Consider the following 23,866-nt stretch of genomic DNA (forward strand, 5'->3'; position numbering starts at 1 on the left):
AATGCTGCGCGTCATCGATACCGAAACCTGCGATCTGCAGGGCGGAATAGTAGAAGTGGCTTCAGTCGATGTGGTTGACGGAAAGATAGTCAACCCGATGAGCCACCTGGTGCGTCCCGACCGTCCGATAAGTCCGCAGGCGATGGCAATCCATCGCATTACGGAGTCGATGGTGGCGGACAAACCATGGATTGAAGAGATCATACCGCATTATTACGGCAGCCCGTGGTATGTCGCACATAACGCCAGTTTTGATCGTCGCGTTCTTCCGGAAATGCCGGGCGAATGGATTTGCACCATGAAGCTGGCTCGTCGACTGTGGCCGGGGATTAAATACAGCAATATGGCGCTGTATAAATCCCGCAAGCTCAGCGTCAGGACGCCGGAGGGGCTGCACCATCACCGCGCCCTCTATGACTGCTATATCACCGCCGCGTTGCTGATTGATATTATGAATATCTCTGGCTGGACGCCGGATGATATGGCAACCATCACCGGACGCCCTGCGTTACTGACCACCTTTACCTTTGGGAAATATCGCGGCAAACCGGTGTCGGAAGTGGCGGATAAAGATCCGGGTTATCTGCGCTGGCTGTATAACAACCTCGACAGAATGAGCCCGGAGCTTCGCCTGACGCTGAAGCACTATCTGGGCGACGCCTAACGTTCTGCGCGGCCTGGCAGCGTATCCTGCGCCAGGCCAATCAGGAACGCGTACTCCAGCGCGACGCCTTCATAGGATTTAAATCGCCCTGATTTACCCCCGTGCCCGGAGTCCATGTCGGTACAGAGCAGCAGCAGATTATCGTCGGTTTTCAGTTCACGCAGTTTCGCCACCCACTTTGCAGGTTCCCAGTATTGCACCTGTGAATCATGCAGGCCGGTGGTGACCAGCAGATGCGGATACGCTTTCGCCTCCACGTTATCGTAGGGGCTGTACTCTTTCATGTAGCGATAATAGATTTCGTCCTGAGGATTCCCCCACTCTTCAAATTCTCCCGTGGTTAACGGGATGGACTCATCCAGCATGGTGGTCACCACATCGACAAACGGAACCTGCGCGATGATGCCCTTAAAGCGCTCAGGGCGCTGATTAATCACGGCCCCCATCAGCATGCCGCCCGCGCTTCCCCCCATCCCAAAGCAGAGCGTCGGGTCGCCATAGCCTTGTTCGATGAGGGCATCACAGACGTCGAGATAGTCGTTGAAGGTGTTTTTCTTCTTCAGGAATTTCCCCTCTTCATACCAGTGCTGGCCCAGTTCACCGCCACCGCGCACGTGGGCAATAGCATAGACAAAGCCGCGGTCGAGAAGGCTCAAACGGCTACCGCTGAAATCCGCATCCATACTGGAGCCGTAGGAGCCGTAGCCGTAAACCAGAAGAGGATTTTTGCCCTTGTTAAAATGCGCCTTGTGATACACCAGGGAGACTGGCACCTCAACGCCATCGCGGGCGGTCACCCACAGGTGTTCGCTGCGGTAGTTATCCGACTCAAATCCTTTTACTTCAGCCTGTTTAATCACCTGGCGCTGCCCGGTGTCCATATCCAGTTCAAATAGGGTGTCCGGCGTCGTCATTGAAGAGTAGCCATAACGCAGGCGCGACGATTCCGGTTCAGGGTTGAAGCCAATCCACGTGACATAGGCCGGATCGTCGAAGGCAATTCCCACAACCTCCCGCGTTTTCCTGTTGATTTGGCGGATACTGGTCAACCCCCGCTGACGTTCTTCCACCACCAGCCAGTCGGTAAAGAGCGTAAAGCCTTCCAGCATCACCTGCTCCCGCGCGGGGATCAGCACCTCCCACTTACGCTCATCACGCACTTTGGTCTTGTAGAGGCCGAAGTTTTTACCCTCGCGATTCGATCGCAGGTAAAAACTGTGCTGAAAATGGTCAAGACTGTACTCATGATCTTTTCGGCGCGGCAGAAAGCAGAGCGGCTGCGCATCAGGCAGTTCGGCATCCAGGAGCAGGACTTCCGAGGTGGTGGCGCTGGCCAGATAAATAATCACATAGTGACGCGATGAGGTTTTGTGCAGGCTGACGTAAAACGTCTCGTCTTTCTCTTCGTACACCAGTTCATCATCGGCAGAATCCGTCCCTACGGTGTGCCGCCAGACCTGATAAGGCAGCAGCGTGGACGCATGCTTTTTGACGTAGTAGACCGTTTCAGAATCATTCGCCCAGACAAAATCCGGGGAGATATTCTCCAACATTTCCGGATACCAGTTCCCCGACTCGAGATTGCGGAAGCGCAGTCCGTACTGTCGGCGAGAAAGATAGTCTTCTGCGAGCGCCATAATGGCGTTATCTGGCGACACCGACATACCGCCCAGCGTATAGAATTCACTGTGAGCGGCACGCTGGTTGGCGTCCAGCAGGATTTCCCATTCGTCCCATTCGGCACATAGCACCGACTGGCGCTGATAGATGGGGTATTCATTGCCGGGCTCATAGATATGACGGTAGCGATAACCGTTTTTGGTCCAGGGGGCAGACACATCGCGCTGGGGGATACGCTGCACCATTTCGTTCAGCAGTTGGTCCTGCAGCGCCTGCTGGCTGGACATGACCTTGCGGCCATAGTCGTTTTCCTGGTGCAGATAGTCGAGCACATCTGGCTGGGAACGCGAGTCATCCCGCAGCCAGTAATAGTGGTCTATGCGCGTATCACCATGCGTGGTGATCGCATAAGGAGTACGTCGGGCTTTCGGTGGCATGTCATGATTCTTTTGAGTTTTACACCCTATAAGGTTGGCAAAACACGCGTATGATGCAAGCGAAACATGACCACATCAGATGATTACCCGGCCTGTAACGTCTGTTTTTGCTGCTGAATATCCTGCTCAATGCCCTCACGAACATCCTGAGGGATCTTCAGCGCATCGCCGAGCGCATTCAGGTAGCTGCGCTCCATAAAGTGATCGACATCGATAGCCGCGCAGCTCAGAAAATAGAGTTCCAGCGCCTCTTCTTCGTTCTTCACGCTTTGCGCCAGACGCTGGGGATCGAGGGGCTGTTCGATGGCCTGTGCAACCAGCGCTCTCCCCTGCTCTTCCACACCGGCCTCACGCATCTGCTGCTCTATCGCCGCACGCTCTTTGCTATCAATATGTCCGTCGCTTTTGGCCGCAAATACCAGCGCCAGAATGAGCCGCTCTGTTCGGATATCCAGCGGGGAGACGTGCTCTCCGTATTGCGGTTCACCCTGATGCGCGGTGCGCACTTTGTCCTTGTATTTGTTCCACAGGACGGTACCCGCGATGGCTCCGCCCCCCGCCAGGAGCGCGCCAGTGCCATATTTTGCCAGCAGCTTGCGCGACGATTTATTGGCGACCAGCAGGCCCGCCAGTCCTCCCAGCGCGCCCGGTACCAGGAGTTTACTGAGCCCCTGCTCGCCGGAGGATGTGCCTTTCTGACCCAGCATGGATTGCAATTGATTTAACCAGCCTGACATGATTCCCCTCACTTAACCGTGCATATTGCTCACAGCCTAAGCGAGTGGGTGTCAGGAAATGTCTGCCTGCTCTAAAGAAGCGCAAATTGTTGTGCGATGAAAGACCCCGCGCGCAAGACAGACGCAAACGTTTTCGTTTATACTGCCCGCAACTTTTTCAGGGGGATTTTTATGACTCGTTTAGGAACCGCGCTGCGACCTGCGGCGACACGTGTGATGCTTTTAGGCTCGGGTGAACTGGGTAAAGAGGTCGCTATTGAATGCCAGCGTTTGGGCATTGAAGTCATTGCCGTAGACCGTTATGCCGACGCCCCCGCGATGCACGTTGCCCATCGTTCTTATGTCATTAACATGCTGGATGGCGATGCCCTTCGCGAGCTGATTACGCGCGAGAAACCCGATTTTGTCGTGCCGGAAATCGAAGCCATTGCCACCGACACGCTCATTACTCTTGAGCAGGAAGGCCAGCGCGTGGTGCCCTGCGCCAACGCCGCGAAGCTCACCATGAACCGCGAGGGCATTCGCCGCCTGGCCGCAGAAGAGCTGGAGTTGCCCACGTCAAGCTACCGTTTTGCTGGCGATAAAGCCGCATTCCTGCAGGCCGTAGAGGAGATTGGCTACCCGTGCATCATTAAGCCGGTGATGAGCTCCTCCGGTAAAGGACAGAGCTTTATTCGTGACAGCAGCGCGCTGGATAACGCGTGGGATTATGCCCAGCAGGGCGGTCGTGCCGGAGCCGGTCGTGTGATCGTTGAGGGCGTCGTGAAGTTTGATTTCGAAATCACGCTGCTCACCGTTAGCGCCGTGGATGGCGTCCATTTCTGCGACCCGATTGGCCACCGTCAGGAAGACGGCGATTACCGTGAATCCTGGCAGCCGCAGCAGATGAGCGCTCTGGCGCTGGAGCGCGCGCAGGATATCGCCCGCAGGGCCGTCCTGGCGCTCGGCGGCTATGGTCTCTTCGGCGTAGAGCTGTTTGTTTGCGGCGACGAGGTGATTTTCAGCGAAGTCTCCCCTCGTCCGCATGATACCGGCATGGTGACGCTTATTTCGCAGGATCTCTCCGAGTTCGCCCTGCACGTGCGCGCTTTCCTCGGCCTGCCTGTTGGCGGCATTCGCCAGTACGGTCCTGCGGCATCGGCCGTAATCCTGCCCGAGTTGACCAGCCGGAACGTGACGTTTGATAACGTTGACGGAGCGGTAGGTGCAGGATTGCAGATCCGTTTGTTCGGTAAGCCGGAAATCGACGGAACCCGTCGTTTGGGCGTAGCGTTAGCCACCGGGGATAACGTGGACGACGCCGTGGCGAGAGCGAAAGCGGCCGCTGCGAACGTCAAGGTAGAGGGATAAAAAAACGGGCCAAAAGGCCCGTTTTTCATGCTGCGATTAACTTACTGTTTCGCACCTTCAACCGCTTCGCGAGCCAGTTTGGTGATGCGATCCCAGTCGCCGGTTTCCAGCGCATCCGCTGGCACCAGCCATGAACCGCCGATACACAGTACGCTTTTCAGCGCCAGGTAGTCACGGTAGTTGGCAGGAGAGATACCGCCGGTCGGGCAGAAACGTACCTGAGAGAATGGACCCGCAATCGCCTGCAGCGCTTTGGTGCCGCCGTTGGCTTCAGCCGGGAAGAATTTAAACTCTTTCAGACCGTAATCCATGCCCAGCATCAGTTCAGACACGGTGCTGATACCAGGGATCAGAGGAATAGCACCTTCGGTTGCCGCTTTCAGCAGAGGCTCAGTCAGTCCCGGGCTGATAGCGAACTGAGCACCGGCTTCGGTCACTTCAGCCAGCTGCTGCGCATTCAGAACGGTACCCGCACCGATGATGGCATCCGGCACTTCTTTGGCAATAGCGCGGATAGCGTCCATCGCACACGCGGTGCGCAGGGTCACTTCCAGGACGCGAACGCCGCCCGCAACCAGCGCTTTCGCCATTGGGACAGCGTGCTCCAGTTTGTTCACCACGATGACCGGCACGACAGGGCCAGTGGTCAGGATTGCTTCTGCACTTGTTTTCCAGTTTTTCATCAGAGTTTTCTCTCGCCAGATCGTTAAAAACACGTCGTCTTAAAACGTAATACAGGTTGCGCCCTGCTCTGCGCCGGACAGCTTCTCGCGCAGCGCGCCAAACATTTCGCGTCCGGTACCCACGCGCGATGCGCTCAGGTCAGGAATATGAGGCTGACGTGCTGCCAGCTCTGCATCATCGACCAGCAGGGTTAACTCACCTGTCTGGCCGTTCACGCGGATCATGTCACCATCACGCACTTTCGCCAGCAAACCACCGTCGTAGGCTTCCGGGGTCACATGGATGGCAGAAGGCACTTTACCCGATGCGCCAGAGAGGCGTCCATCGGTCACCAGCGCAATTTTGAAACGGCGGTCCAATAATACACCAAGTGGTGGCATAAGTTTATGTAATTCTGGCATCCCGTTGGCTTTTGGCCCCTGATGACGCACCACCACCACGCAGTCTTTATCAAGCAGGCCCGCGTCAAAGGCAGGCAGCACGTCGTGCTGGCTTTCGAACACCACCGCAGGCGCTTCGATAATCTGGTTCTCTTCCGGGACAGCGGAGGTCTTCATGACTGCACGACCGAGGTTACCGCTCAGCACTTTGGTGCCACCGTGACGAGAGAACGGCTGTTCGAAGGTCGCGATTACCTGAGGATCGAGAGAGTCGCTCGCCCCTTCGCGCCAGTCCAGCTCGCCGTTGTTCAGCCATGGCTCGAGGGTATAACGCTGCAGGCCAAAGCCCGCCACCGTGTTCACGTCTTCATGCAGCAGACCGCCTTTCAGCAGCTCGCGCATCAGAACAGGAACGCCGCCCGCCGCCTGGAAGTGGTTGATGTCTGCCGGACCATTCGGGTACAGGCGCGCCATCAGCGGCACCACGGAGGAGATGTCAGAGAAGTCATCCCAGTTGATCAGAATGCCCGCCGCGCGCGCCATCGCGACCAGGTGCATGGTGTGGTTGGTTGAACCACCGGTTGCCAGCAGCGCAACAATCCCGTTGACGATGACTTTCTCATCAACCATTTTGCCCATTGGCATCCAGTCGTTGCCGTTCCCGGTCAGACGCGTCACCTGACGCGCCGCGGCTTCAGTCAGCGCCTTGCGCAGCGGCGCATCCGGCTGGATAAAGGACGAGCCAGGAAGCTGCATCCCCATGAACTCCACCACCATCTGGTTGGTGTTGGCTGTACCGTAGAAGGTACAGGTGCCCGGCGCATGGTAGGAGGCGGCTTCCGCTTCCAGCAGCGCCTGACGATCGGCTTTGCCTTCCGCGTAGAGCTGGCGGATACGCACTTTTTCTTTATTTGGCAGACCGCTCGCCATCGGGCCGGACGGCACGAAAATCGCGGGCAGATGACCAAATGACAGCGCCGCCATCACCAGGCCAGGGACGATCTTGTCGCATACGCCAAGATAGAGCGCGCCATCGAACATATTGTGAGACAGGCCCACCGCCGCAGACATCGCAATCACTTCGCGGCTCAGCAGCGACAGCTCCATCCCGTCCTGTCCCTGCGTCACGCCGTCGCACATAGCGGGCACACCGCCTGCCACCTGACCCACGGCATTTACGCTGTGCAGCGCGTTACGAATGATAGTGGGATAGACCTCATACGGCTGGTGTGCGGAGAGCATATCGTTGTAGGAGGTGATGATGGCGATATTGTTACGCAGCATGCTTTTCAGCGAATCTTTATCACCCGGCTGGCAGGCGGCGAAACCATGCGCGAGGTTACCGCAGGCCAACTGCGAACGGTGGACGGTCTCACTCTTTGCTTGTTCAATACGGGCGAGGTAGGCGGAACGGGTCTCTTTCGAGCGTTCAATGATGCGTTGTGTTACGCGTAACAATGTCGGATTCATAAAAGCTCCTCTAATTTATTTGTCTGGGCTCGGGAGTTTACAAAGTCGCTGGCAGTTGTTAACAACGCTGAAACGCTTGCTGTCCGGAGCTCAAGGGCAAAATCGCTTCCGGCAGTGTAATAAAAAAAGCTCCGCGGGTGAATCCACGCGGAGCTTAAAAGTTTAAAAAATGTGCCACTAGCTGTGTTAGATCATGTTACCGGTAAAATAACACCTTTGGGCTAGAGGTGACTGTTACTCAAACTCGTTCCAGGAGCGACCGTCACGGGTGATCATCGCAACCGATGCGACCGGTCCCCATGTTCCTGCCTGATAGGGTTTTGGCGCATCCTGATCGGCTGCCCAGGCTTCGGTGATGGAGTCGACCCATTTCCACGCCTCTTCCACTTCGTCGCGACGCACGAACAGCGCCTGGATACCGCGCATGGTTTCCAGCAGCAGACGCTCGTAAGCATCAGCCAGGTGCGTCTGGTTGAAGGTTTCGGAGTAGCTCAGATCCAGCTTGGTGGTCTGCAGGTTATGTTTGTGATCCAGCCCCGGTACTTTGTTCAGGATCTGGATATCCACACCCTCGTCCGGCTGCAGACGGATGGTCAGTTTGTTCTGCGGCAGCTCCTGCCAGGACTCTTTGAACAGGTTCAGCTCTGGGTTTTTGAAGTAAACCACCACTTCGGAACATTTAGCAGGCAGACGTTTCCCGGTACGCAGGTAGAACGGAACCCCCGCCCAGCGCCAGTCGTCGATATCCACGCGGATCGCCACGAAGGTCTCGGTGTTACTGGATTTGTTCGCGCCCTCTTCTTCCAGATAGCCAGGCACTTTTTTACCCTGAGCAAACCCGGCGGTGTACTGGCCGCGGACGGTCTTCTCACGCACGTTGGAGCGGTCGATGCGGCGCAGTGATTTCAGCACTTTCACTTTGGCGTCACGAATGCTGTCGGCCGTCAGGTCAGACGGTGGAGACATGGCAATCATGCACAGAATTTGCAGCAGGTGGTTCTGGATCATGTCGCGCATCTGACCGGCCTGGTCAAAGTAACCCCAGCGACCTTCAATCCCCACCTCTTCCGCCACGGTGATTTCCACGTGGTCGATGGTGCGGTTGTCCCAGTTATTCACAAACAGGGAGTTCGCAAAACGCAGCGCCAGCAGGTTCAGTACCGTCTCTTTTCCGAGATAGTGGTCGATACGGTAGACCTGGCACTCTTCAAAGAACTCGCCCACCTGGTCGTTGATTTCCCGCGACGTTGCCAGCGAGGTACCCAGCGGTTTTTCCATCACGACGCGTGCCGGTTTAGCGTTCAGCTTCGCTTCGCCCAGACCTTTGCAGATCGCGCCGAAGGTGCTTGGCGGCATCGCAAAATAGTTAATGGTGACGCGATTTTTTTGATCCAGCATCTCGCCCAGACGGGTAAAGGCGCTTACGTCGTTGACGTCCAGATTGCAGAAATCAAGGCGTCCGCTCAGCGTGTCCCACAAACTTTCATCAATTTTCTCTTTCATGAAAGTTTCGAGCGCTTCGCGCACCACTTTTGTATAAGCGTCCTTGTCCCAGTCGGCGCGCCCAACACCCAGGATACGGGTATCCGGATGAATTTGACCCGCTTTCTCCAGTTGATACAGGGAAGGCAGCAATTTTCGGCGTGCTAAATCGCCTTTCGCGCCGAAAATGACCAGGTCACATGCCTGGGCTGTTTGCGTTACCGCCATGTCATTCTCCTCAGTTAGATCACCTGGTGCTTCTGCCAGGTATCGTTGTAATTTTATTACAATGCACTGTACTGCTTTTACGTCATTCCTGAAACCATTAGCGCTTAACGTCGCGTGCGATACCGCGATTTTCCGCCCTTCAGACGTTAGCGATGGCGCAATGACGCAACAAACGTCGATTCTTTGCGCAACAGGGTCCCAGCAAAATCCGACATCGATCAAGTAATGAAAAAAAACAACAACATTTCTTGTCGACTGTTACCCTTTAGTAAAACACAGGGGTAATATCGGCTAAATCGAATCTCGATTTCATCTATTAATGAAATCGTTTCCACCCCCACGAGCGCCCTGTTAACAATGAACATGCTGGAAAAAATCCAGTTTCAACTGGAACACCTTAGCAAATCCGAGCGAAAAGTGGCCGAAGTTATTCTTGCCTCTCCCGCTCAGGCGATTCATTCAAGCATCGCCGCTCTGGCGCAGGAGTCGGGCGTCAGCGAACCGACGGTTAATCGATTCTGCCGCAGTCTGGAAACGCGCGGCTTTCCTGATTTTAAACTGCATCTTGCGCAAAGTCTGGCAAACGGCACCCCGTATGTTAATCGCAATGTGGATGAAGACGACAGCGTTGATGCATACACAGCGAAAATATTTGAATCCGCCATGGCGACGCTGGACCACGTACGTCAGTCGCTGGACATGGGCTCGGTCAATCGCGCGGTCGATTTACTGACGCAGGCCAAACGCATTGCCTTCTTCGGTCTTGGCTCGTCGGCTGCCGTGGCGCATGATGCCATGAACAAGTTCTTCCGCTTTAACGTACCGGTAATTTATACCGATGACATTGTGCTGCAACGCATGAGTTGTATGAATTGTAGCGAAGATGATGTCGTGGTACTGATCTCGCACACCGGGCGCACCAAGAGCCAGGTTGAGCTGGCTCAACTGGCACGTGAAAACGATGCCATGGTGATTGCCCTGACGACCGCAGGCACGCCGCTGGCGCGGGAAGCAACGCTCGCCATCACTCTGGACGTGCCGGAAGACACCGACATGTATATGCCTATGGTGTCACGTCTGGCGCAGCTAACGGTGATTGACGTGCTGGCGACCGGTTTTACCTTGCGCAGGGGTGCAAAATTCAGAGATAACTTGAAGCGTGTCAAGGAAGCGCTCAAGGAATCGCGTTTTGATAAAGAATTGCTTATAAAGAGCGATGTTCCCTAATAACTAAGATGTACGACTTACGGCATTCGGTCCCCTCTTTGCTGCCTTGCGGCAGATGAAGGCCGATTTAATGTTCACGCAACACCAAAGTTGTTTCAGTCAACGGAGTATTACATGTCCAGAAGGCTTCGCAGAACCAAGATCGTAACTACATTAGGCCCGGCTACCGATCGCGATAATAATCTTGAAAAGATTATCGCCGCGGGTGCCAACGTGGTGCGTATGAACTTCTCTCACGGTACGCCAGAAGACCATAAATTACGTGCCGATAAAGTACGTGAAATCGCGGCTAAACTGGGCCGCCATGTTGCCATTCTCGGTGACCTTCAGGGTCCAAAAATCCGCGTATCGACCTTTAAAGAAGGCAAAGTCTTCCTCAATATCGGCGATAAATTCCTGCTGGATGCCAACCTGAGCAAAGGCGAAGGCGACAAAGAGAAAGTGGGTATCGACTATAAAGGTCTGCCTGCTGACGTTGTGCCTGGCGACATCCTGCTGCTCGATGACGGACGCGTACAGCTGAAAGTCCTCGAAGTTCAGGGCATGAAAGTGTTCACCGAAGTGACCGTCGGTGGCCCGCTCTCGAACAATAAAGGTATCAACAAACTCGGCGGCGGCCTGTCTGCAGAAGCGCTGACCGACAAAGACAAAGCGGATATCGTGACTGCGGCGCAAATTGGCGTTGATTATCTGGCCGTCTCCTTCCCGCGCTGCGGCGAAGACCTGAACTATGCCCGTCGTCTGGCGCGTGATGCAGGCTGCGACGCGAAGATCGTTGCCAAAGTAGAGCGTGCTGAAGCCGTGTGCGATCAGGACGCGATGGACGACGTGATTCTGGCGTCTGACGTGGTGATGGTTGCCCGTGGCGATCTGGGTGTAGAAATTGGCGACCCGGAACTGGTCGGCATCCAGAAAGCGCTGATCCGTCGCGCGCGCCAGCTGAACCGCGCGGTGATCACCGCCACCCAGATGATGGAATCCATGATCACTAACCCAATGCCAACCCGTGCGGAAGTGATGGACGTGGCTAACGCCGTGCTGGACGGTACCGATGCGGTAATGCTGTCTGCGGAAACCGCTGCGGGCCAGTATCCGGCAGAAACCGTGGCCGCCATGGCGCGCGTGTGCCTGGGTGCAGAGAAGATCCCAAGCATTAACGTCTCTAAACACCGTCTGGACATTCAGTTCGACAACGTGGAAGAAGCGATTGCGATGTCTGCGATGTACGCAGCCAACCACCTGAAAGGGGTGACTGCCATCATCACCATGACCGAATCTGGCCGCACCGCGCTGATGACTTCGCGTATCAGCTCCGGCCTGCCGATCTTCGCCATGTCCCGTCACGAACGTACGCTGAACCTGACGGCGCTGTACCGCGGCGTGACCCCGGTTCACTTCGACAGCACCAATGACGGCGTCGCTGCCGCGCACGATGCCGTGAACCTGCTGCGCGACAAAGGCTACCTGGTGTCCGGTGATATTGTCATCGTGACGCAGGGTGATGTGATGAGCACCATCGGCTCAACCAATACCACTCGCGTACTGACCGTAGAGTAAGATCCGCTCCCCTCTCCCCTAAGGGGAGAGGGATAGGGTGAGGGGGAAGGTTTGTTATTTCCTCGGGAAAAGCTCTTTGCGCTTGTACGGCTCTGTTTCACCCGGCTTACGCGTCTTCAGCAGCTTCAGTATCCACGTGTACTGTTCGGCATGCGGCCCCACCAGAATTTCCACCTCTTCATTCATACGCCGCGCGATGGTGCGATCGTCTGCGGTCAGCAGGTCATCCATCGGCGGCCGCACCTCAATGCTCAGGCGATGCGTTTTACCATCATAGACCGGGAACAGCGGGATCACGCGAGCACGGCAAACCTTCATCAGACGACCAATCGCAGGCAGCGTGGCTTTGTACGTTGCAAAGAAATCGACAAACTCGCTGTGCTCCGGGCCGTGGTCCTGATCCGGCAGATAGTATCCCCAGTAGCCCTGACGAACAGACTGAATAAACGGCTTGATGCCATCGTTTCGCGCATGCAAACGTCCACCAAAGCGACGGCGCACTGTGTTCCAGACAAAATCATAGATCTTGTTACCCTGGTTATGGAACATCGCCGCCATTTTCTGGCCCTGAGATGCCATCAGCATCGCCGGAATATCAACGCCCCAACCGTGAGGCACGAGGAAAATAACCTTTTCGTCGTTGCGACGCATTTCATCGATGATCTCCAGCCCTTTCCAGTCAACGCGGTCAACGATCTTCTCCGGCCCTTTCAGCGCCAGTTCGGCCATCATCGCCATTGCCTGCGGCGCGGTGGTGTACATCTCATCGATGATGGCTTCGCGCTCAGCCTCGCTTTTTTCAGGAAAACAGTAGTAAAGATTAATCTGCGCGCGGCGGCGGGCGCTCTTGCCTAAACGCCCGGCCAGACGGCCAATTTTACCCAGAACGGGATCGCGCACCGAAGCAGGCAGCATCGCTATGCCAGCAAAGGCATAAACCCCAAGCCAGGCGCCCCAGTTGCGCGGATGGCGAAAAGATTTTTCAAACTCAGGAATGTATTCAATATTGTTTTTTTTGGTTTCCATGCTGGTTCCAGGGTCTGGTGACGCAAAAATATATTCAGATAGTGTAGCGAGGCAGTCGCTTGCGTACAAAAGAAAAAGCCGGCGCATACAGACGCCGGCTTCATTAACAAACAGAGGGCTTAATCAAAGCGCAGCTGTGGCATAACCTCTTTGACCTGTGCCAGGTAATCGGTACGATCTTTACCCGTCAGACCTTCGGTACGCGGCAATTTCGCCGTCAGCGGATTCACTGCCTGCTGGTTGATCCACACTTCATAGTGGAGATGCGGGCCGGTTGAACGTCCGGTGTTGCCCGAGAGGGCAATGCGGTCGCCACGTTTCACTTTCTGGCCAGGTTTAACCAGCAGCTTACGCAGGTGCATATAGCGCGTGGTGTAAGTACGACCGTGACGGATAGCCACGTAATACCCTGCCGCGCCGCTGCGTTTTGCCATGACCACTTCGCCATCGCCAACCGACAGCACTGGCGTACCTTGTGGCATCGCGAAGTCTACACCACGGTGCGGCGCAACGCGTCCGGTGACAGGGTTAAGACGGCGCGGGTTGAAGTTTGAGGAGACACGGAACTGCTTAGCCGTTGGGAAGCGCAGGAAGCCCTTCGCAAGCCCCGTACCGCTGCGGTCGTAGAACTTACCGTCTTCGGCACGGATCGCGTAATAATCTTTGCCATCAGAGCGTAAGCGAACACCCACCAGCTGGCTCTGCTCGCGCTTGCCGTCCAGCATTTCGCGGGACATCAGCACGGAGAATTCGTCGCCTTTTTTCAGCTTGCGGAAATCCATCTGCCACTGCATAGCTTTGATCACCGAGCTGATTTCAGCGCTGGTCAGCCCGGCATCGCGCGCGCTGGAAACAAAGCTCGCCCCGACGGTACCGTTCATCACGCTGTTAACCCAGTCGCCCTGCTGCATTTCGCTGGTCATTTTGAAACCGTTTGCAGTGCGATCGTAGGTGCGGGTTTCGCGGCGGGACATCTCCCAGGTCAGACGTTGTAAATCGCCATCTGCGGTTAAGGTCCAGGAGAGCTGTTGACCAATTTTCAGATTACGGAGATCTTTGTCCGAGGCCGCGAGCTGGCTGATATTCCCCATGTCGATACCGTACTGGTTGAGCACGCTGCTTAGCGTATCACCGGTCGACACGACATATTCATGGATACCCGCCTCATTGGAGATTTTATCGTCCAGTTCATCCTGCGGGATAGCTTCATCTTCCTGAGCAGCCTGGTCGATAGGTTCACTGGCCTCAGGCAACAGCGAACGGATCTCACTTTTCTCAAGCTCGATGGTTTTAATGATAGGGGCAGAACTCGGGTGGTAAACATAGGGCCGCCAGACGGCGACCGCTAAGGTGAGAACTGTAAGCGACCCCAGCATAACGCGGTGGGGTCGAGGCAGATTGTTAAATGCCAGGGCGACAGAGCGGGCTATCTGTTGCACGTATTCACTTCCTCGTTAATCTCCTTTCAGGCAGCTCGCATACTGATTCCCCAGTTGGCTGAGGAACTGCGAATAGCTCGCTTTGCTCAACTGGATGTTCGTACCTAGCGGGTCAAGGGTTCCCATGCGCACGGATGTTCCCCTGGCCACGGCTTCTACGACCGCTGGCCTGAACTGTGGCTCAGCAAAAACGCACGTCGCTTTTTGCTCAACCAACTGTGTTCTGATCTCATGTAAACGCTGCGCACCAGGCTGAATTTCAGGGTTAACGGTAAAGTGCCCCAGTGGGGTCAGGCCGTAGTGTTTTTCGTAATAGCCATAGGCGTCATGAAAAACGAAATACCCTTTTCCTTTTAGCGGTGCGAGCTCGGTACCCACCTGCTTGTCGGTTGCAGCTAATTGAGCCTCAAACGCTTTCAGGTTGGCGTCGAGTTTGACTCGACTTTGCGGCATAAGTTCCACTAATTTGTCATGGATTGCAACCGCCGAGAGCCGCGCTATCTCTGGGGAGAGCCAGAGATGCATATTGTACTCGCCGTGATGGTGATGCTCGTCACCTTTTTCGTCGTGAGCATGATCGTGGTCGTGTTCGTCACCCTCGTCATCTGACCCTTTCATGAGCAGCGGCGTTACGCCAGAAAGTTCGGCAATAGTGACCTGTTTTGCATCGGGTACCTGTTTCGCCGACTTCTGCATGAACGCTTCCATTTCTGGTCCAATCCAGACAACTAAGTCCGCGTTTTGTAAGCGTTTTACATCAGACGGACGCAGAGCATAATCATGCTCGGATGCACCATCCGGGAGCAGAACCTCGGTCTCAGTCACCCCATCAGTAATGGCGGCGGCAATAAATCCAAGCGGTTTAAGCGAAGCGACAACGGCGGCGTTAACATCTTGTGCTGTTGTCCCCCAAAGCGCAGCGGATAATGCTGCGAAAAGAAGCGTATTTTTATGTAACATAATGCGACTAATCATCGTAATGAATGCGTGGAATGTGATATTATAACATTCGTTGACTTCTGCAAGCTTAAATTGACATGACGACTTTGGTTTCTCTTGAAAATGTGTCGGTATCATTCGGTCAGCGCCGCGTCCTTTCTGACGTGTCACTGGATCTAAAACCCGGCAAAATTCTGACGCTGCTTGGCCCTAATGGCGCAGGCAAATCTACGCTTGTGCGCGTGGTACTGGGTTTGGTAGCCCCCGATGAAGGTGTTATCAAACGTGAAGATAAACTGCGCATCGGCTATGTACCGCAAAAATTACACCTGGACGCCACGCTGCCGCTGACGGTCAGTCGCTTTCTGCGTCTACGCCCGGGTACCCGTAAGGCCGATATCCTCCCCGCACTGAAACGCGTGCAGGCAGGTCATCTTGTCGACGCCCCGTTACAAAAGCTTTCTGGCGGTGAAACCCAGCGCGTGTTGCTTGCCCGTGCACTGCTGAGCAGCCCGCAGCTGCTGGTGCTGGATGAACCCACCCAGGGCGTGGATGTGAACGGTCAGGTTGCGCTTTATGATTTGATCGACCAGCTTCGTCGTGAGCTTGATTGCGCAGTGTTGATGGTTTCTCACGATCTGCATCTGGTGATGGCGAAAACTGACGAAGTGCTGTGTCTGAATCATCACATCTGCTGCTCCGGCACGCCGGAAGTGGTCTCGATGCACCCGGAGTTCATCTCAATGTTCGGCCCGCGTGGTGCAGAACAGCTGGGAATTTACCGCCATCATCATAACCACCGCCATGATTTACAGGGACGAATTGTCCTGCGCCGGGGAAACGGACACTCATGATTGAACTGTTACTGCCCGGCTGGCTGGCCGGGATTATGCTTGCCTGCGCCGCGGGCCCGCTGGGCTCGTTTGTGGTGTGGCGCAGAATGTCCTATTTCGGCGATACGCTGGCCCATGCTTCTCTGTTAGGGGTGGCTTTTGGCCTGCTACTGGACGTGAATCCCTTCTACGCGGTGATTGTGGTGACGCTGCTGCTGGCGGCCGGTCTGGTCTGGCTGGAGAAACGCCCTCATCTTGCGATAGACACGTTGCTTGGCATTATGGCGCATAGCGCCCTCTCTCTCGGTCTGGTGGTCGTCAGTCTGATGTCGAATATCCGCGTTGACCTGATGGCATACCTGTTTGGCGACCTGCTGGCCGTGACGCCGGAAGACCTCATCTCTATCGCCATCGGCGTGGTGGTGGTGCTCGCAATTCTGCTCTGGCAGTGGCGTAATTTGCTGGCGATGACCGTCAGCCCGGACCTGGCGTTTGTCGACGGTGTGAAGCTGCAGCGCGTGAAGCTGCTGCTGATGCTGGTGACGGCATTAACCATCGGCGTGGCGATGAAGTTCGTCGGTGCGCTGATTATCACGTCACTGCTGATCATCCCTGCGGCAACCGCGCGTCGTTTCGCCCGTACGCCTGAGCAGATGGCCGGTGTGGCCGTCATTATCGGGATGATTGCGGTAACGGGAGGGCTAACCTTCTCGGCGTTCTATGACACGCCAGCGGGGCCGTCAGTGGTGCTGTGTGCGGCGGCATTATTTATCTTCAGTATGATGAAAAAAACCGCAAATTAACATGGAGGGTGCTGATGCCCTCACCCTGGCCCTCTCCCACCGGGAGAGGGAACAATGCATTACGGCATCGCCGGTGGCGTAATGCCGAAATGATTCCACGCCCGCACCGTTGCCATACGTCCACGCGGCGTACGCTGCAGGAAGCCCTGCTGGATCAGATACGGCTCCAGCACATCCTCAATCGTCTCTCGCTCTTCCCCGATTGCCGCCGCCAGGTTATCCAGCCCGACCGGGCCGCCAAAGAACTTATCCAGTACCGCCAGCAGTAGCTTACGGTCCATGTAATCGAAGCCTTCCGCATCGACGTTCAGCATATCCAGCGCCTGGGCGGCGATCTCTGCCGAAATCGTGCCATCATGCTTCACTTCGGCAAAGTCACGCACGCGGCGCAGCAGGCGGTTTGCGATACGCGGCGTACCGCGGGAACGCTTCGCCACTTCAAACGCGCCCTCTTCACTCATCTCCAGACCCATATAGCGGGCGCTACGGCCAACAATATGCTGGAGATCGGGCACCTGGTAAAACTCCAGGCGCTGCACGATACCGAAACGGTCGCGCAGCGGAGAAGTTAACGACCCGGCGCGCGTCGTGGCGCCAATCAGGGTAAACGGTGGCAGATCGATTTTAATGGAGCGCGCGGCCGGACCTTCGCCGATCATGATATCCAGCTGGTAGTCTTCCATCGCCGGATAGAGCACTTCCTCCACCACCGGCGACAGGCGGTGGATTTCATCGATAAACAGCACGTCGTGCGGCTCAAGGTTGGTGAGCATTGCCGCCAGATCGCCCGCTTTCTCCAGCACCGGACCGGAGGTGGTGCGCAGATTCACGCCCATTTCATTGGCTACGATATTCGCCAGGGTCGTTTTCCCCAAACCAGGAGGGCCAAAAATCAGCAGGTGATCGAGCGCATCGCCGCGAAGTTTTGCCGCCTGGATGAAGATCTCCATCTGGGAACGAACCTGCGGCTGGCCGATATACTCATCAAGCAGTTTTGGGCGGATCGCACGATCGACCACGTCATCTGCCTGAATTGTGCCTGCCGATACCAGGCGGTCTGCTTCAATCATCCTTTACCTCACAATGCAGCGCGCAGCGCTTCACGAATCAGGGTTTCACTGCTGGCATCCGGTTTGGCAATTTTACTCACCATACGGCTGGCCTCCTGAGGTTTATAGCCCAGCGCCACCAGCGCAGCAACCGCTTCCTGTTCCGCATCGTCATCCGACGCAGGCGCGCCCGGGGACGTCAGCACCAGGTCAGCCGCCGGGGTAAACAGATCGCCGTGCAGACCTTTAAAGCGGTCTTTCATTTCGACAATCAGACGCTCGGCGGTTTTCTTGCCGATACCCGGCAGTTTAATCAACGCAGCAGGATCTTCGCGCTCAACGGCATTCACAAACTGTGGAGCGGACATGCCGGATAAAATCGCCAGCGCCAGCTTCGGCCCGACGCCGTTGGTTTTAATCAGCTCGCGGAACAGGGTGCGTTCCTGCTTGTTATTGAAGCCGTACAGCAGCTGGGCATCTTCACGCACCACGAACTGGGTAAAGACAATCGCCTCTTTGCCCGCGTCCGGCAGCTCGTAGAAGCAGGTCATCGGCATATGGACTTCATAGCCCACGCCCCCCACTTCCAGCAGCACTAACGGGGGTTGTTTTTCAATGATGATGCCTCTGAGTCTGCCTATCACGTGACGCTCCTGCGTTCTGGAAAAATGTTGACTGGCGACATAATAAAAAAAGGCTGGATGTTTATCCAGCCTGATTTCTTATTATCGTAACCTGCCTCGTGCCAGATTAAGCCGCGACTCGCTCATCTGCATCGCGTTCTGGCTGACGTGACAGTGGGTAATCGCAATCGCCAGCGCATCGGCGGCGTCGGCCTGCGGGTTCGCGGGAAGCTTCAGCAAGGTACGCACCATATGCTGTACCTGGCTTTTCTCCGCGCTACCGATGCCCACCACCGTCTGCTTAACCTGTCTTGCCGCATATTCGAATACCGGCAAATCCTGGTTCACGGCAGCGACGATGGCAACGCCGCGTGCCTGACCGAGCTTTAGCGCCGAATCAGCGTTTTTCGCCATAAAGACCTGCTCAATGGCGAAATAGTCGGGCTGAAACTGGGTGATGATCTCCGACACGCCCGCATAAATGAGCTTCAGACGCGACGGCAAATCGTCGACTTTGGTGCGAATACAGCCACTGCCCAGGTAGGTTAGCTGGCGTCCAACCTGACGGATAACGCCATAACCGGTGACGCGTGAGCCTGGGTCAATCCCGAGAATAATCGACATCACGCGTCTCCTGTAACGGATTTATACGCTCTCATTAGAGAGTCGCTGCAACCTCATCAGAGATTTCACCGTTGTGATACACTTCCTGCACGTCGTCGCAGTCTTCGAGCATGTCGATAAGACGCAGCAGTTTTGGCGCAGTCTCTGCATCCATATCCGCTTTGGTGGACGGGATCATGGAGACTTCAGCGTTGTCCGCTTTCAGGCCAGCCGCTTCCAGCGCGTCGCGTACCGCACCCATCTCTTCCCACGCGGTGTAGACGTCGATAGCACCGTCGTCAAAGGTCACCACGTCTTCTGCACCGGCTTCCAGCGCCGCTTCCATGATCGCATCTTCGTCGCCTTTCTCGAAGGAGATGACGCCTTTTTTGCTGAACAGGTAAGCCACGGAACCGTCAGTGCCCAGGTTACCACCGGTTTTGGTGAACGCATGACGCACTTCTGCTACGGTACGGTTACGGTTGTCAGACAGACATTCAACCATTACCGCTGTACCGCCAGGACCGTAACCTTCATAAATGATGGTTTCCATGTTCGCGTCTTCATCGCCGCCCACGCCACGTGCGATTGCGCGGTTCAGGGTGTCACGCGTCATGTTGTTCGACAGCGCTTTATCGATCGCTGCACGCAGACGTGGGTTAGAACCCGCATCACCGCCGCCCAGACGCGCAGCAGTCACCAGCTCGCGAATGATTTTGGTAAAGATCTTACCGCGCTTGGCATCCTGTGCCGCTTTGCGGTGTTTGGTGTTGGCCCACTTACTATGACCTGCCATAAAAATATCCTCAAAGAGCGCGCCTTTTCAGGCAGCGTTAATTACAAATTCTTCAATCGCCTGCCGGTTGCTCCACGACTTGGTGAGTGCAGCGGCATCCGCCGCATTCACCCAGCGGTAGGTCAGGTGTTCGGTGAACACGATCTCCCGTTCGTGGGGAAGCGCAAGACAGAACCACGATTCCGTATTGCGTTCGATACCCGGCGCATAGCGATGACGTAAATGGCTAAAAATTTCAAACTCCACCGTGCGCTGACAGTCCTTCAGGGTCAGTTGCTCGCGAGCAACATCAATGGCGACCTCTTCCTTTACTTCACGCGCGGCGGCCTGCGGCGCGGTCTCCCCTTCTTCCAGACTGCCGGTAACCGACTGCCAAAAATCAGGATCGTCGCGCCGCTGCAACATCAGCACCCGCTTCGTGTCTTCTGCATAAATGACCACCAGGACAGAAACGGGAAGCTTATATGCCATATCAGTTTTTCTCTTCCTTCTTCACCACTTCAATGCCTAGCTCAGCCAGAGAGGCCGGGTTGGCAAAGCTTGGCGCTTCGGTCATCAGACACGCGGCAGCAGTGGTTTTCGGGAAGGCAATAACATCACGGATGTTATCGGTGCCGGTCAGCAGCATGGTCAGACGGTCAAGACCAAATGCCAGACCTGCGTGTGGAGGCGTGCCGTATTTCAGGGCGTCCAGCAGGAAGCCGAATTTCTCGCGCTGCTCTTGCTCGTTAATGCCGAGAATGCCAAACACGGTCTGCTGCATTTCGCCGCTGTGAATACGCACGGAACCGCCGCCCACTTCGTAGCCGTTGATAACCATATCGTAAGCGTTCGCGACCGCGTCTTCCGGCGCCGCTTTCAGCTCTGCCGCACTCATGTCTTTTGGCGAGGTGAACGGGTGGTGCATTGCGGTCAGACCGCCTTCACCGTCGTCTTCAAACATTGGGAAGTCGATAACCCACAGCGGCGCCCATTTGTTTTCGTCGGTCAGGCTCAGGTCTTTGCCGAGCTTCAGACGCAGCGCGCCCATCGCATCCGCCACGACTTTCTTGTTGTCTGCGCCGAAGAAGATCATGTCGCCGTCCTGCGCGCCTGTGCGCTCAAGGATCGCTTCCACGATGTCTGCGTTCAGGAATTTCGCTACCGGGCTGGTGATACCTTCCAGACCTTTTGCACGTTCGGTCACTTTAATATAGGCCAGACCTTTCGCACCGTAGATCTTAATGAAGTTACCGTAGTCGTCGATCTGCTTACGGCTCAGGGCCGCACCGCCCGGAACGCGCAGGGCCGCGACGCGACCTTTCGGATCGTTAGCCGGGCCAGCAAATACCGCAAACTCAACGGCTTTCACCAGGTCTGCCACGTCCACCAGCTCCATCGGGTTACGCAGGTCTGGTTTATCAGAACCGTAACGACGCTCGGCTTCGGCGAAGGTCATGATTGGGAAGTCACCCAGCTCAACGCCTTTCACGTCGTTCCACAGGCCGCGCACCAGCGCTTCCATCACTTCACGCACCTGCTCGGCGGTCATGAAGGAAGTTTCGACGTCGATCTGGGTAAATTCTGGCTGGCGGTCAGCGCGCAGGTCTTCGTCGCGGAAGCATTTTACGATCTGATAGTAACGGTCGAAGCCGGACATCATCAGCAGCTGTTTGAACAGCTGAGGAGACTGTGGCAGCGCGTAGAATTTGCCTTTATGAACGCGGGACGGAACCAGATAATCGCGCGCGCCTTCCGGCGTGGCTTTGGTCAGCATCGGGGTTTCGATATCGAGGAAACCGTGGTCATCCATAAAACGACGCACCAGGCTGGTGATTTTCGCACGGGTTTTCAGGCGCTGAGCCATCTCCGGGCGACGCAGATCCAGGTAACGATACTTAAGACGCGCTTCTTCAGTGTTGACGTGGTTTGAGTCCAGCGGCAACGCTTCAGCACGGTTGATGATAACGAGGTCAGACGCCAGGACTTCAATCGCACCGGTCGCCATGTCTGCGTTAACGTTTTTTTCGTCACGCGCACGCACGGTGCCGGTGACCTGAATGCAAAACTCATTACGCAGTTCAGAAGCCAGCTTCAACGCCTCTGCACGATCCGGATCGAAGAACACCTGAACGATACCTTCGCGGTCGCGCATATCGATGAAGATAAGGCTACCAAGATCACGACGACGGTTGACCCAACCACACAGGGTAACCTGCTGCCCGACGTGGGACTGACGCAGCTGCCCGCAATATTCTGTACGCATGAGATATCCCTTAATTAGCCGCAGGCTGATTGTCGCCTGTCTTGCAGGCCACGATGTCGCAGCTTTCTGTATGTCACAACTGGATGAAAAAAGGCGGCTATTATACTGGAAATTCCGCCGGACGATAAGAGAGAAGCGCGGCCTGGCGCTCGTTTGCTGCACTCTTATTGCGTATTCTCACAAAAATTAACAAAATTATCCGACCGATAACAGGCAATCACGTCGTAAGGTGTAGCCGAAGCTATTCATTTAACTGGAGTTACTATGTTGACACTTGATGCCACCAAAACTGCACTTGTAGTGATTGATTTACAGGAAGGGATCCTTCCCTTTGCCGGTGGCCCACATACCGCTGACGATGTGGTCAGCCGTGCGGCCCGTCTCGCGGAAAAATGCCGTGCCAGCGGTGCGCCTGTTATCATGGTGCGCGTCGGCTGGTCAGCGGATTTCGCCGAAGCGTTGAAACAGCCGGTTGACGCACAGGCTGCCGCGCACGCATTGCCGGACAACTGGTGGACATATCCTCTCTCGCTCGGCAAACGCGACAGCGATATCGAAGTCACCAAACGCCAGTGGGGCGCGTTCTACGGCACCGATCTGGAGCTGCAGCTACGCCGTCGCGGGATCGACACCATTATCCTGTGCGGGATCTCCACCAACATCGGCGTGGAGTCAACGGCCCGCAACGCCTGGGAGCTGGGTTTTAATCTGGTGATCGCCGAAGATGCCTGCAGCGCGGCATCTGCGGAGCAGCATCAGGGCAGCATGACCCACATCTTCCCGCGCATCGGTCGCGTACGTAGCACAAGCGAGATTTTAAGCGCCTTATGATATACGTGGGCCTGCCCCAGTGGTCGCACCCGAAATGGGTGCGTCTGGGCATCACCAGCCTTGAAGAGTATGCCCGACACTTCAACTGTGTCGAGGGTAATACCACGCTGTACGCGCTCCCCAAAGCAGAGATTGTTGAGCGCTGGCGGGAACAAACCACGGACGCGTTTCGCTTCTGCTTTAAATTTCCGGCGACTATCTCCCACAACGCCGCGCTGCGTAACTGCGGTGACTTAACCGAAGAGTTCTTTACGCGCATGTCCCCGCTGGCCAACCGAATTGGCCAATACTGGCTCCAGCTTCCCGCAACCTTTGGCCCACGCGATTTGCCCGCGCTGTGGCAGTTTCTGGATGTTCTGCCCCGTGAATTCACCTATGGCGTAGAAGTCCGACACCAGGACTTCTTTGCGAAAGGTGAGGCCGAACGCACGCTCAATCGCGGTCTTCTTGAACGTTCCATTAACCGGGTGATCCTCGATAGCCGCCCGGTACACAGCGCAATTCCTCATAATGAGGCTATTGTGGATGCCCAGCGCAAGAAGCCAAAAGTTCCGGTGCACGCCATCGTGACCGCGCAAAATCCAATGGTCAGGTTCATCGGCAGCGATAACATGCAGCAAAATCAGGATATGTTCGCCGTCTGGCTGCAAACGTTAGCGAAATGGGAACAAACGACCACGCCCTATCTTTTCCTGCACACTCCCGACATTGCCCAGGCTCCCGAACTGGTCGATGCTCTCTGGCAGGCCTTGCAGGCCGCGGTACCGTCCGTCGGCAGCGCCCCTTCTATTCCACAACAATCTTCTCTTTTTTGAGGAAGGCACTTATCATAGAGAGGTGCCA

The 23,866-nt window shown here is 55.8% G+C and carries 22 protein-coding genes; 8 read left to right on the forward strand and 14 right to left on the reverse strand.

Annotated elements, in window-relative coordinates; translation table 11 throughout:
- The first annotated feature begins 1 nt into the window (after position 1).
- On the forward strand, positions 2–664 hold the full coding sequence (exoX, locus tag KW829_RS02675; RefSeq protein ID WP_010432611.1) for an exodeoxyribonuclease X: 663 nt from the start codon (positions 2–4) through the stop codon (positions 662–664).
- Here the strand turns inward: exoX and ptrB are convergent.
- Together ptrB and KW829_RS02685 are read right to left on the reverse strand one after the other, a co-directional pair.
- Entirely contained in the window at positions 661–2,721 is a 2,061-nt protein-coding gene (gene ptrB / locus KW829_RS02680) for an oligopeptidase B (RefSeq protein ID WP_100166028.1), read from the reverse strand. The two genes, exoX and ptrB, sit on opposite strands and share 4 nt — an antisense overlap.
- A gap of 83 nt (positions 2,722–2,804) precedes the next feature.
- Positions 2,805–3,458 carry a tellurite resistance TerB family protein gene (locus KW829_RS02685; protein WP_218307542.1) on the reverse strand — a complete coding sequence of 218 codons (654 nt, stop codon included), beginning with the start codon at positions 3,456–3,458 and terminating at the stop codon, positions 2,805–2,807.
- Between the two features lie 171 nt (positions 3,459–3,629).
- On the opposite strand from KW829_RS02685, the gene purT reads away from it, so the two are divergent.
- Positions 3,630–4,808 (forward strand): formate-dependent phosphoribosylglycinamide formyltransferase, encoded by a 1,179-nt coding sequence (gene purT / locus KW829_RS02690; RefSeq protein WP_218307543.1) that lies wholly within the window; start codon positions 3,630–3,632, stop codon positions 4,806–4,808.
- Positions 4,809–4,849: 41 nt separating this feature from the next.
- On the opposite strand, the gene kdgA is transcribed toward purT, so the two are convergent.
- The 3 genes from kdgA to zwf form a co-directional block, all read right to left on the reverse strand.
- Positions 4,850–5,491 (reverse strand): bifunctional 4-hydroxy-2-oxoglutarate aldolase/2-dehydro-3-deoxy-phosphogluconate aldolase, encoded by a 642-nt coding sequence (kdgA, locus tag KW829_RS02695; RefSeq protein WP_218307544.1) that lies wholly within the window; start codon positions 5,489–5,491, stop codon positions 4,850–4,852.
- 39 nt (positions 5,492–5,530) lie between these two features.
- The gene (gene edd / locus KW829_RS02700) at positions 5,531–7,342 is read right to left on the reverse strand and encodes a phosphogluconate dehydratase (RefSeq protein WP_089598194.1); all 1,812 of its coding nucleotides are present in this window, start codon (positions 7,340–7,342) and stop codon (positions 5,531–5,533) included.
- 234 nt (positions 7,343–7,576) lie between these two features.
- Positions 7,577–9,052, reverse strand: a complete 1,476-nt coding sequence (zwf, locus tag KW829_RS02705; RefSeq protein ID WP_089598193.1) for a glucose-6-phosphate dehydrogenase — start codon at positions 9,050–9,052, stop codon at positions 7,577–7,579.
- 357 nt (positions 9,053–9,409) lie between these two features.
- Here zwf and KW829_RS02710 point away from each other — a divergent pair, with 357 nt between their 5' ends.
- Both KW829_RS02710 and pyk read left to right on the forward strand, forming a co-directional pair.
- Entirely contained in the window at positions 9,410–10,279 is an 870-nt protein-coding gene (locus KW829_RS02710; RefSeq protein WP_010432597.1) for a MurR/RpiR family transcriptional regulator, read from the forward strand.
- 114 nt (positions 10,280–10,393) lie between these two features.
- The gene (gene pyk, locus KW829_RS02715; protein WP_010432595.1) at positions 10,394–11,836 is read left to right on the forward strand and encodes a pyruvate kinase; all 1,443 of its coding nucleotides are present in this window, start codon (positions 10,394–10,396) and stop codon (positions 11,834–11,836) included.
- A 54-nt stretch (positions 11,837–11,890) separates the two neighbouring features.
- Here pyk and lpxM read toward each other — a convergent pair whose 3' ends face one another.
- The 3 genes from lpxM to znuA form a co-directional block, all read right to left on the reverse strand.
- A complete protein-coding gene (gene lpxM, locus KW829_RS02720; RefSeq protein ID WP_089598192.1) occupies positions 11,891–12,862 on the reverse strand; it encodes a lauroyl-Kdo(2)-lipid IV(A) myristoyltransferase in 972 nt (323 codons plus the stop codon).
- Positions 12,863–12,981: 119 nt separating this feature from the next.
- Positions 12,982–14,301 (reverse strand): murein DD-endopeptidase MepM, encoded by a 1,320-nt coding sequence (mepM, locus tag KW829_RS02725; RefSeq protein WP_010432589.1) that lies wholly within the window; start codon positions 14,299–14,301, stop codon positions 12,982–12,984.
- Between the two features lie 15 nt (positions 14,302–14,316).
- Entirely contained in the window at positions 14,317–15,261 is a 945-nt protein-coding gene (gene znuA, locus KW829_RS02730; protein ID WP_218307545.1) for a zinc ABC transporter substrate-binding protein ZnuA, read from the reverse strand.
- A gap of 77 nt (positions 15,262–15,338) precedes the next feature.
- On the opposite strand from znuA, the gene znuC reads away from it, so the two are divergent.
- Positions 15,339–16,094 carry a zinc ABC transporter ATP-binding protein ZnuC gene (gene znuC / locus KW829_RS02735; protein WP_089598190.1) on the forward strand — a complete coding sequence of 252 codons (756 nt, stop codon included), beginning with the start codon at positions 15,339–15,341 and terminating at the stop codon, positions 16,092–16,094.
- Complete coding sequence (gene znuB, locus KW829_RS02740) at positions 16,091–16,876, forward strand: zinc ABC transporter permease subunit ZnuB (RefSeq protein WP_010432581.1); 786 nt, start codon at positions 16,091–16,093, stop codon at positions 16,874–16,876. The genes znuC and znuB overlap by 4 nt, the downstream gene beginning before the upstream one ends.
- 59 nt (positions 16,877–16,935) lie before the next feature.
- Here the strand turns inward: znuB and ruvB are convergent, their stop codons facing one another.
- From ruvB to aspS, 6 genes are all read right to left on the reverse strand, one after another.
- Positions 16,936–17,946 (reverse strand): Holliday junction branch migration DNA helicase RuvB, encoded by a 1,011-nt coding sequence (gene ruvB / locus KW829_RS02745; protein ID WP_010432579.1) that lies wholly within the window; start codon positions 17,944–17,946, stop codon positions 16,936–16,938.
- An 8-nt stretch (positions 17,947–17,954) separates the two neighbouring features.
- Positions 17,955–18,569 (reverse strand): Holliday junction branch migration protein RuvA, encoded by a 615-nt coding sequence (ruvA, locus tag KW829_RS02750; protein WP_010432577.1) that lies wholly within the window; start codon positions 18,567–18,569, stop codon positions 17,955–17,957.
- Positions 18,570–18,650: 81 nt separating this feature from the next.
- Positions 18,651–19,172: a crossover junction endodeoxyribonuclease RuvC gene (gene ruvC, locus KW829_RS02755; protein WP_003859749.1), complete on the reverse strand. Its 522-nt coding sequence runs from the start codon at positions 19,170–19,172 to the stop codon at positions 18,651–18,653.
- Positions 19,173–19,206: 34 nt separating this feature from the next.
- A complete protein-coding gene (locus tag KW829_RS02760; protein WP_010432574.1) occupies positions 19,207–19,947 on the reverse strand; it encodes a YebC/PmpR family DNA-binding transcriptional regulator in 741 nt (246 codons plus the stop codon).
- A gap of 27 nt (positions 19,948–19,974) precedes the next feature.
- Positions 19,975–20,418: a dihydroneopterin triphosphate diphosphatase gene (nudB, locus tag KW829_RS02765; protein WP_010432572.1), complete on the reverse strand. Its 444-nt coding sequence runs from the start codon at positions 20,416–20,418 to the stop codon at positions 19,975–19,977.
- 1 nt (position 20,419) lies between these two features.
- Positions 20,420–22,192, reverse strand: coding sequence for an aspartate--tRNA ligase (gene aspS, locus KW829_RS02770; protein WP_010432570.1), 1,773 nt, complete (start codon positions 22,190–22,192; stop codon positions 20,420–20,422).
- 264 nt (positions 22,193–22,456) lie between these two features.
- Between aspS and KW829_RS02775 the strand changes: the two genes are divergently transcribed.
- Entirely contained in the window at positions 22,457–23,023 is a 567-nt protein-coding gene (locus KW829_RS02775) for a hydrolase (protein WP_100166021.1), read from the forward strand.
- Positions 23,020–23,838 (forward strand): DUF72 domain-containing protein, encoded by an 819-nt coding sequence (locus tag KW829_RS02780; protein WP_218307546.1) that lies wholly within the window; start codon positions 23,020–23,022, stop codon positions 23,836–23,838. The genes KW829_RS02775 and KW829_RS02780 overlap by 4 nt, the downstream gene beginning before the upstream one ends.
- Positions 23,839–23,866: the final 28 nt, after the last annotated feature.

It is taken from the genome of Enterobacter sp. ENT02 (assembly GCF_019219165.1).
GTDB classification, from domain to species: Bacteria; Pseudomonadota; Gammaproteobacteria; order Enterobacterales; family Enterobacteriaceae; genus Enterobacter; species Enterobacter mori.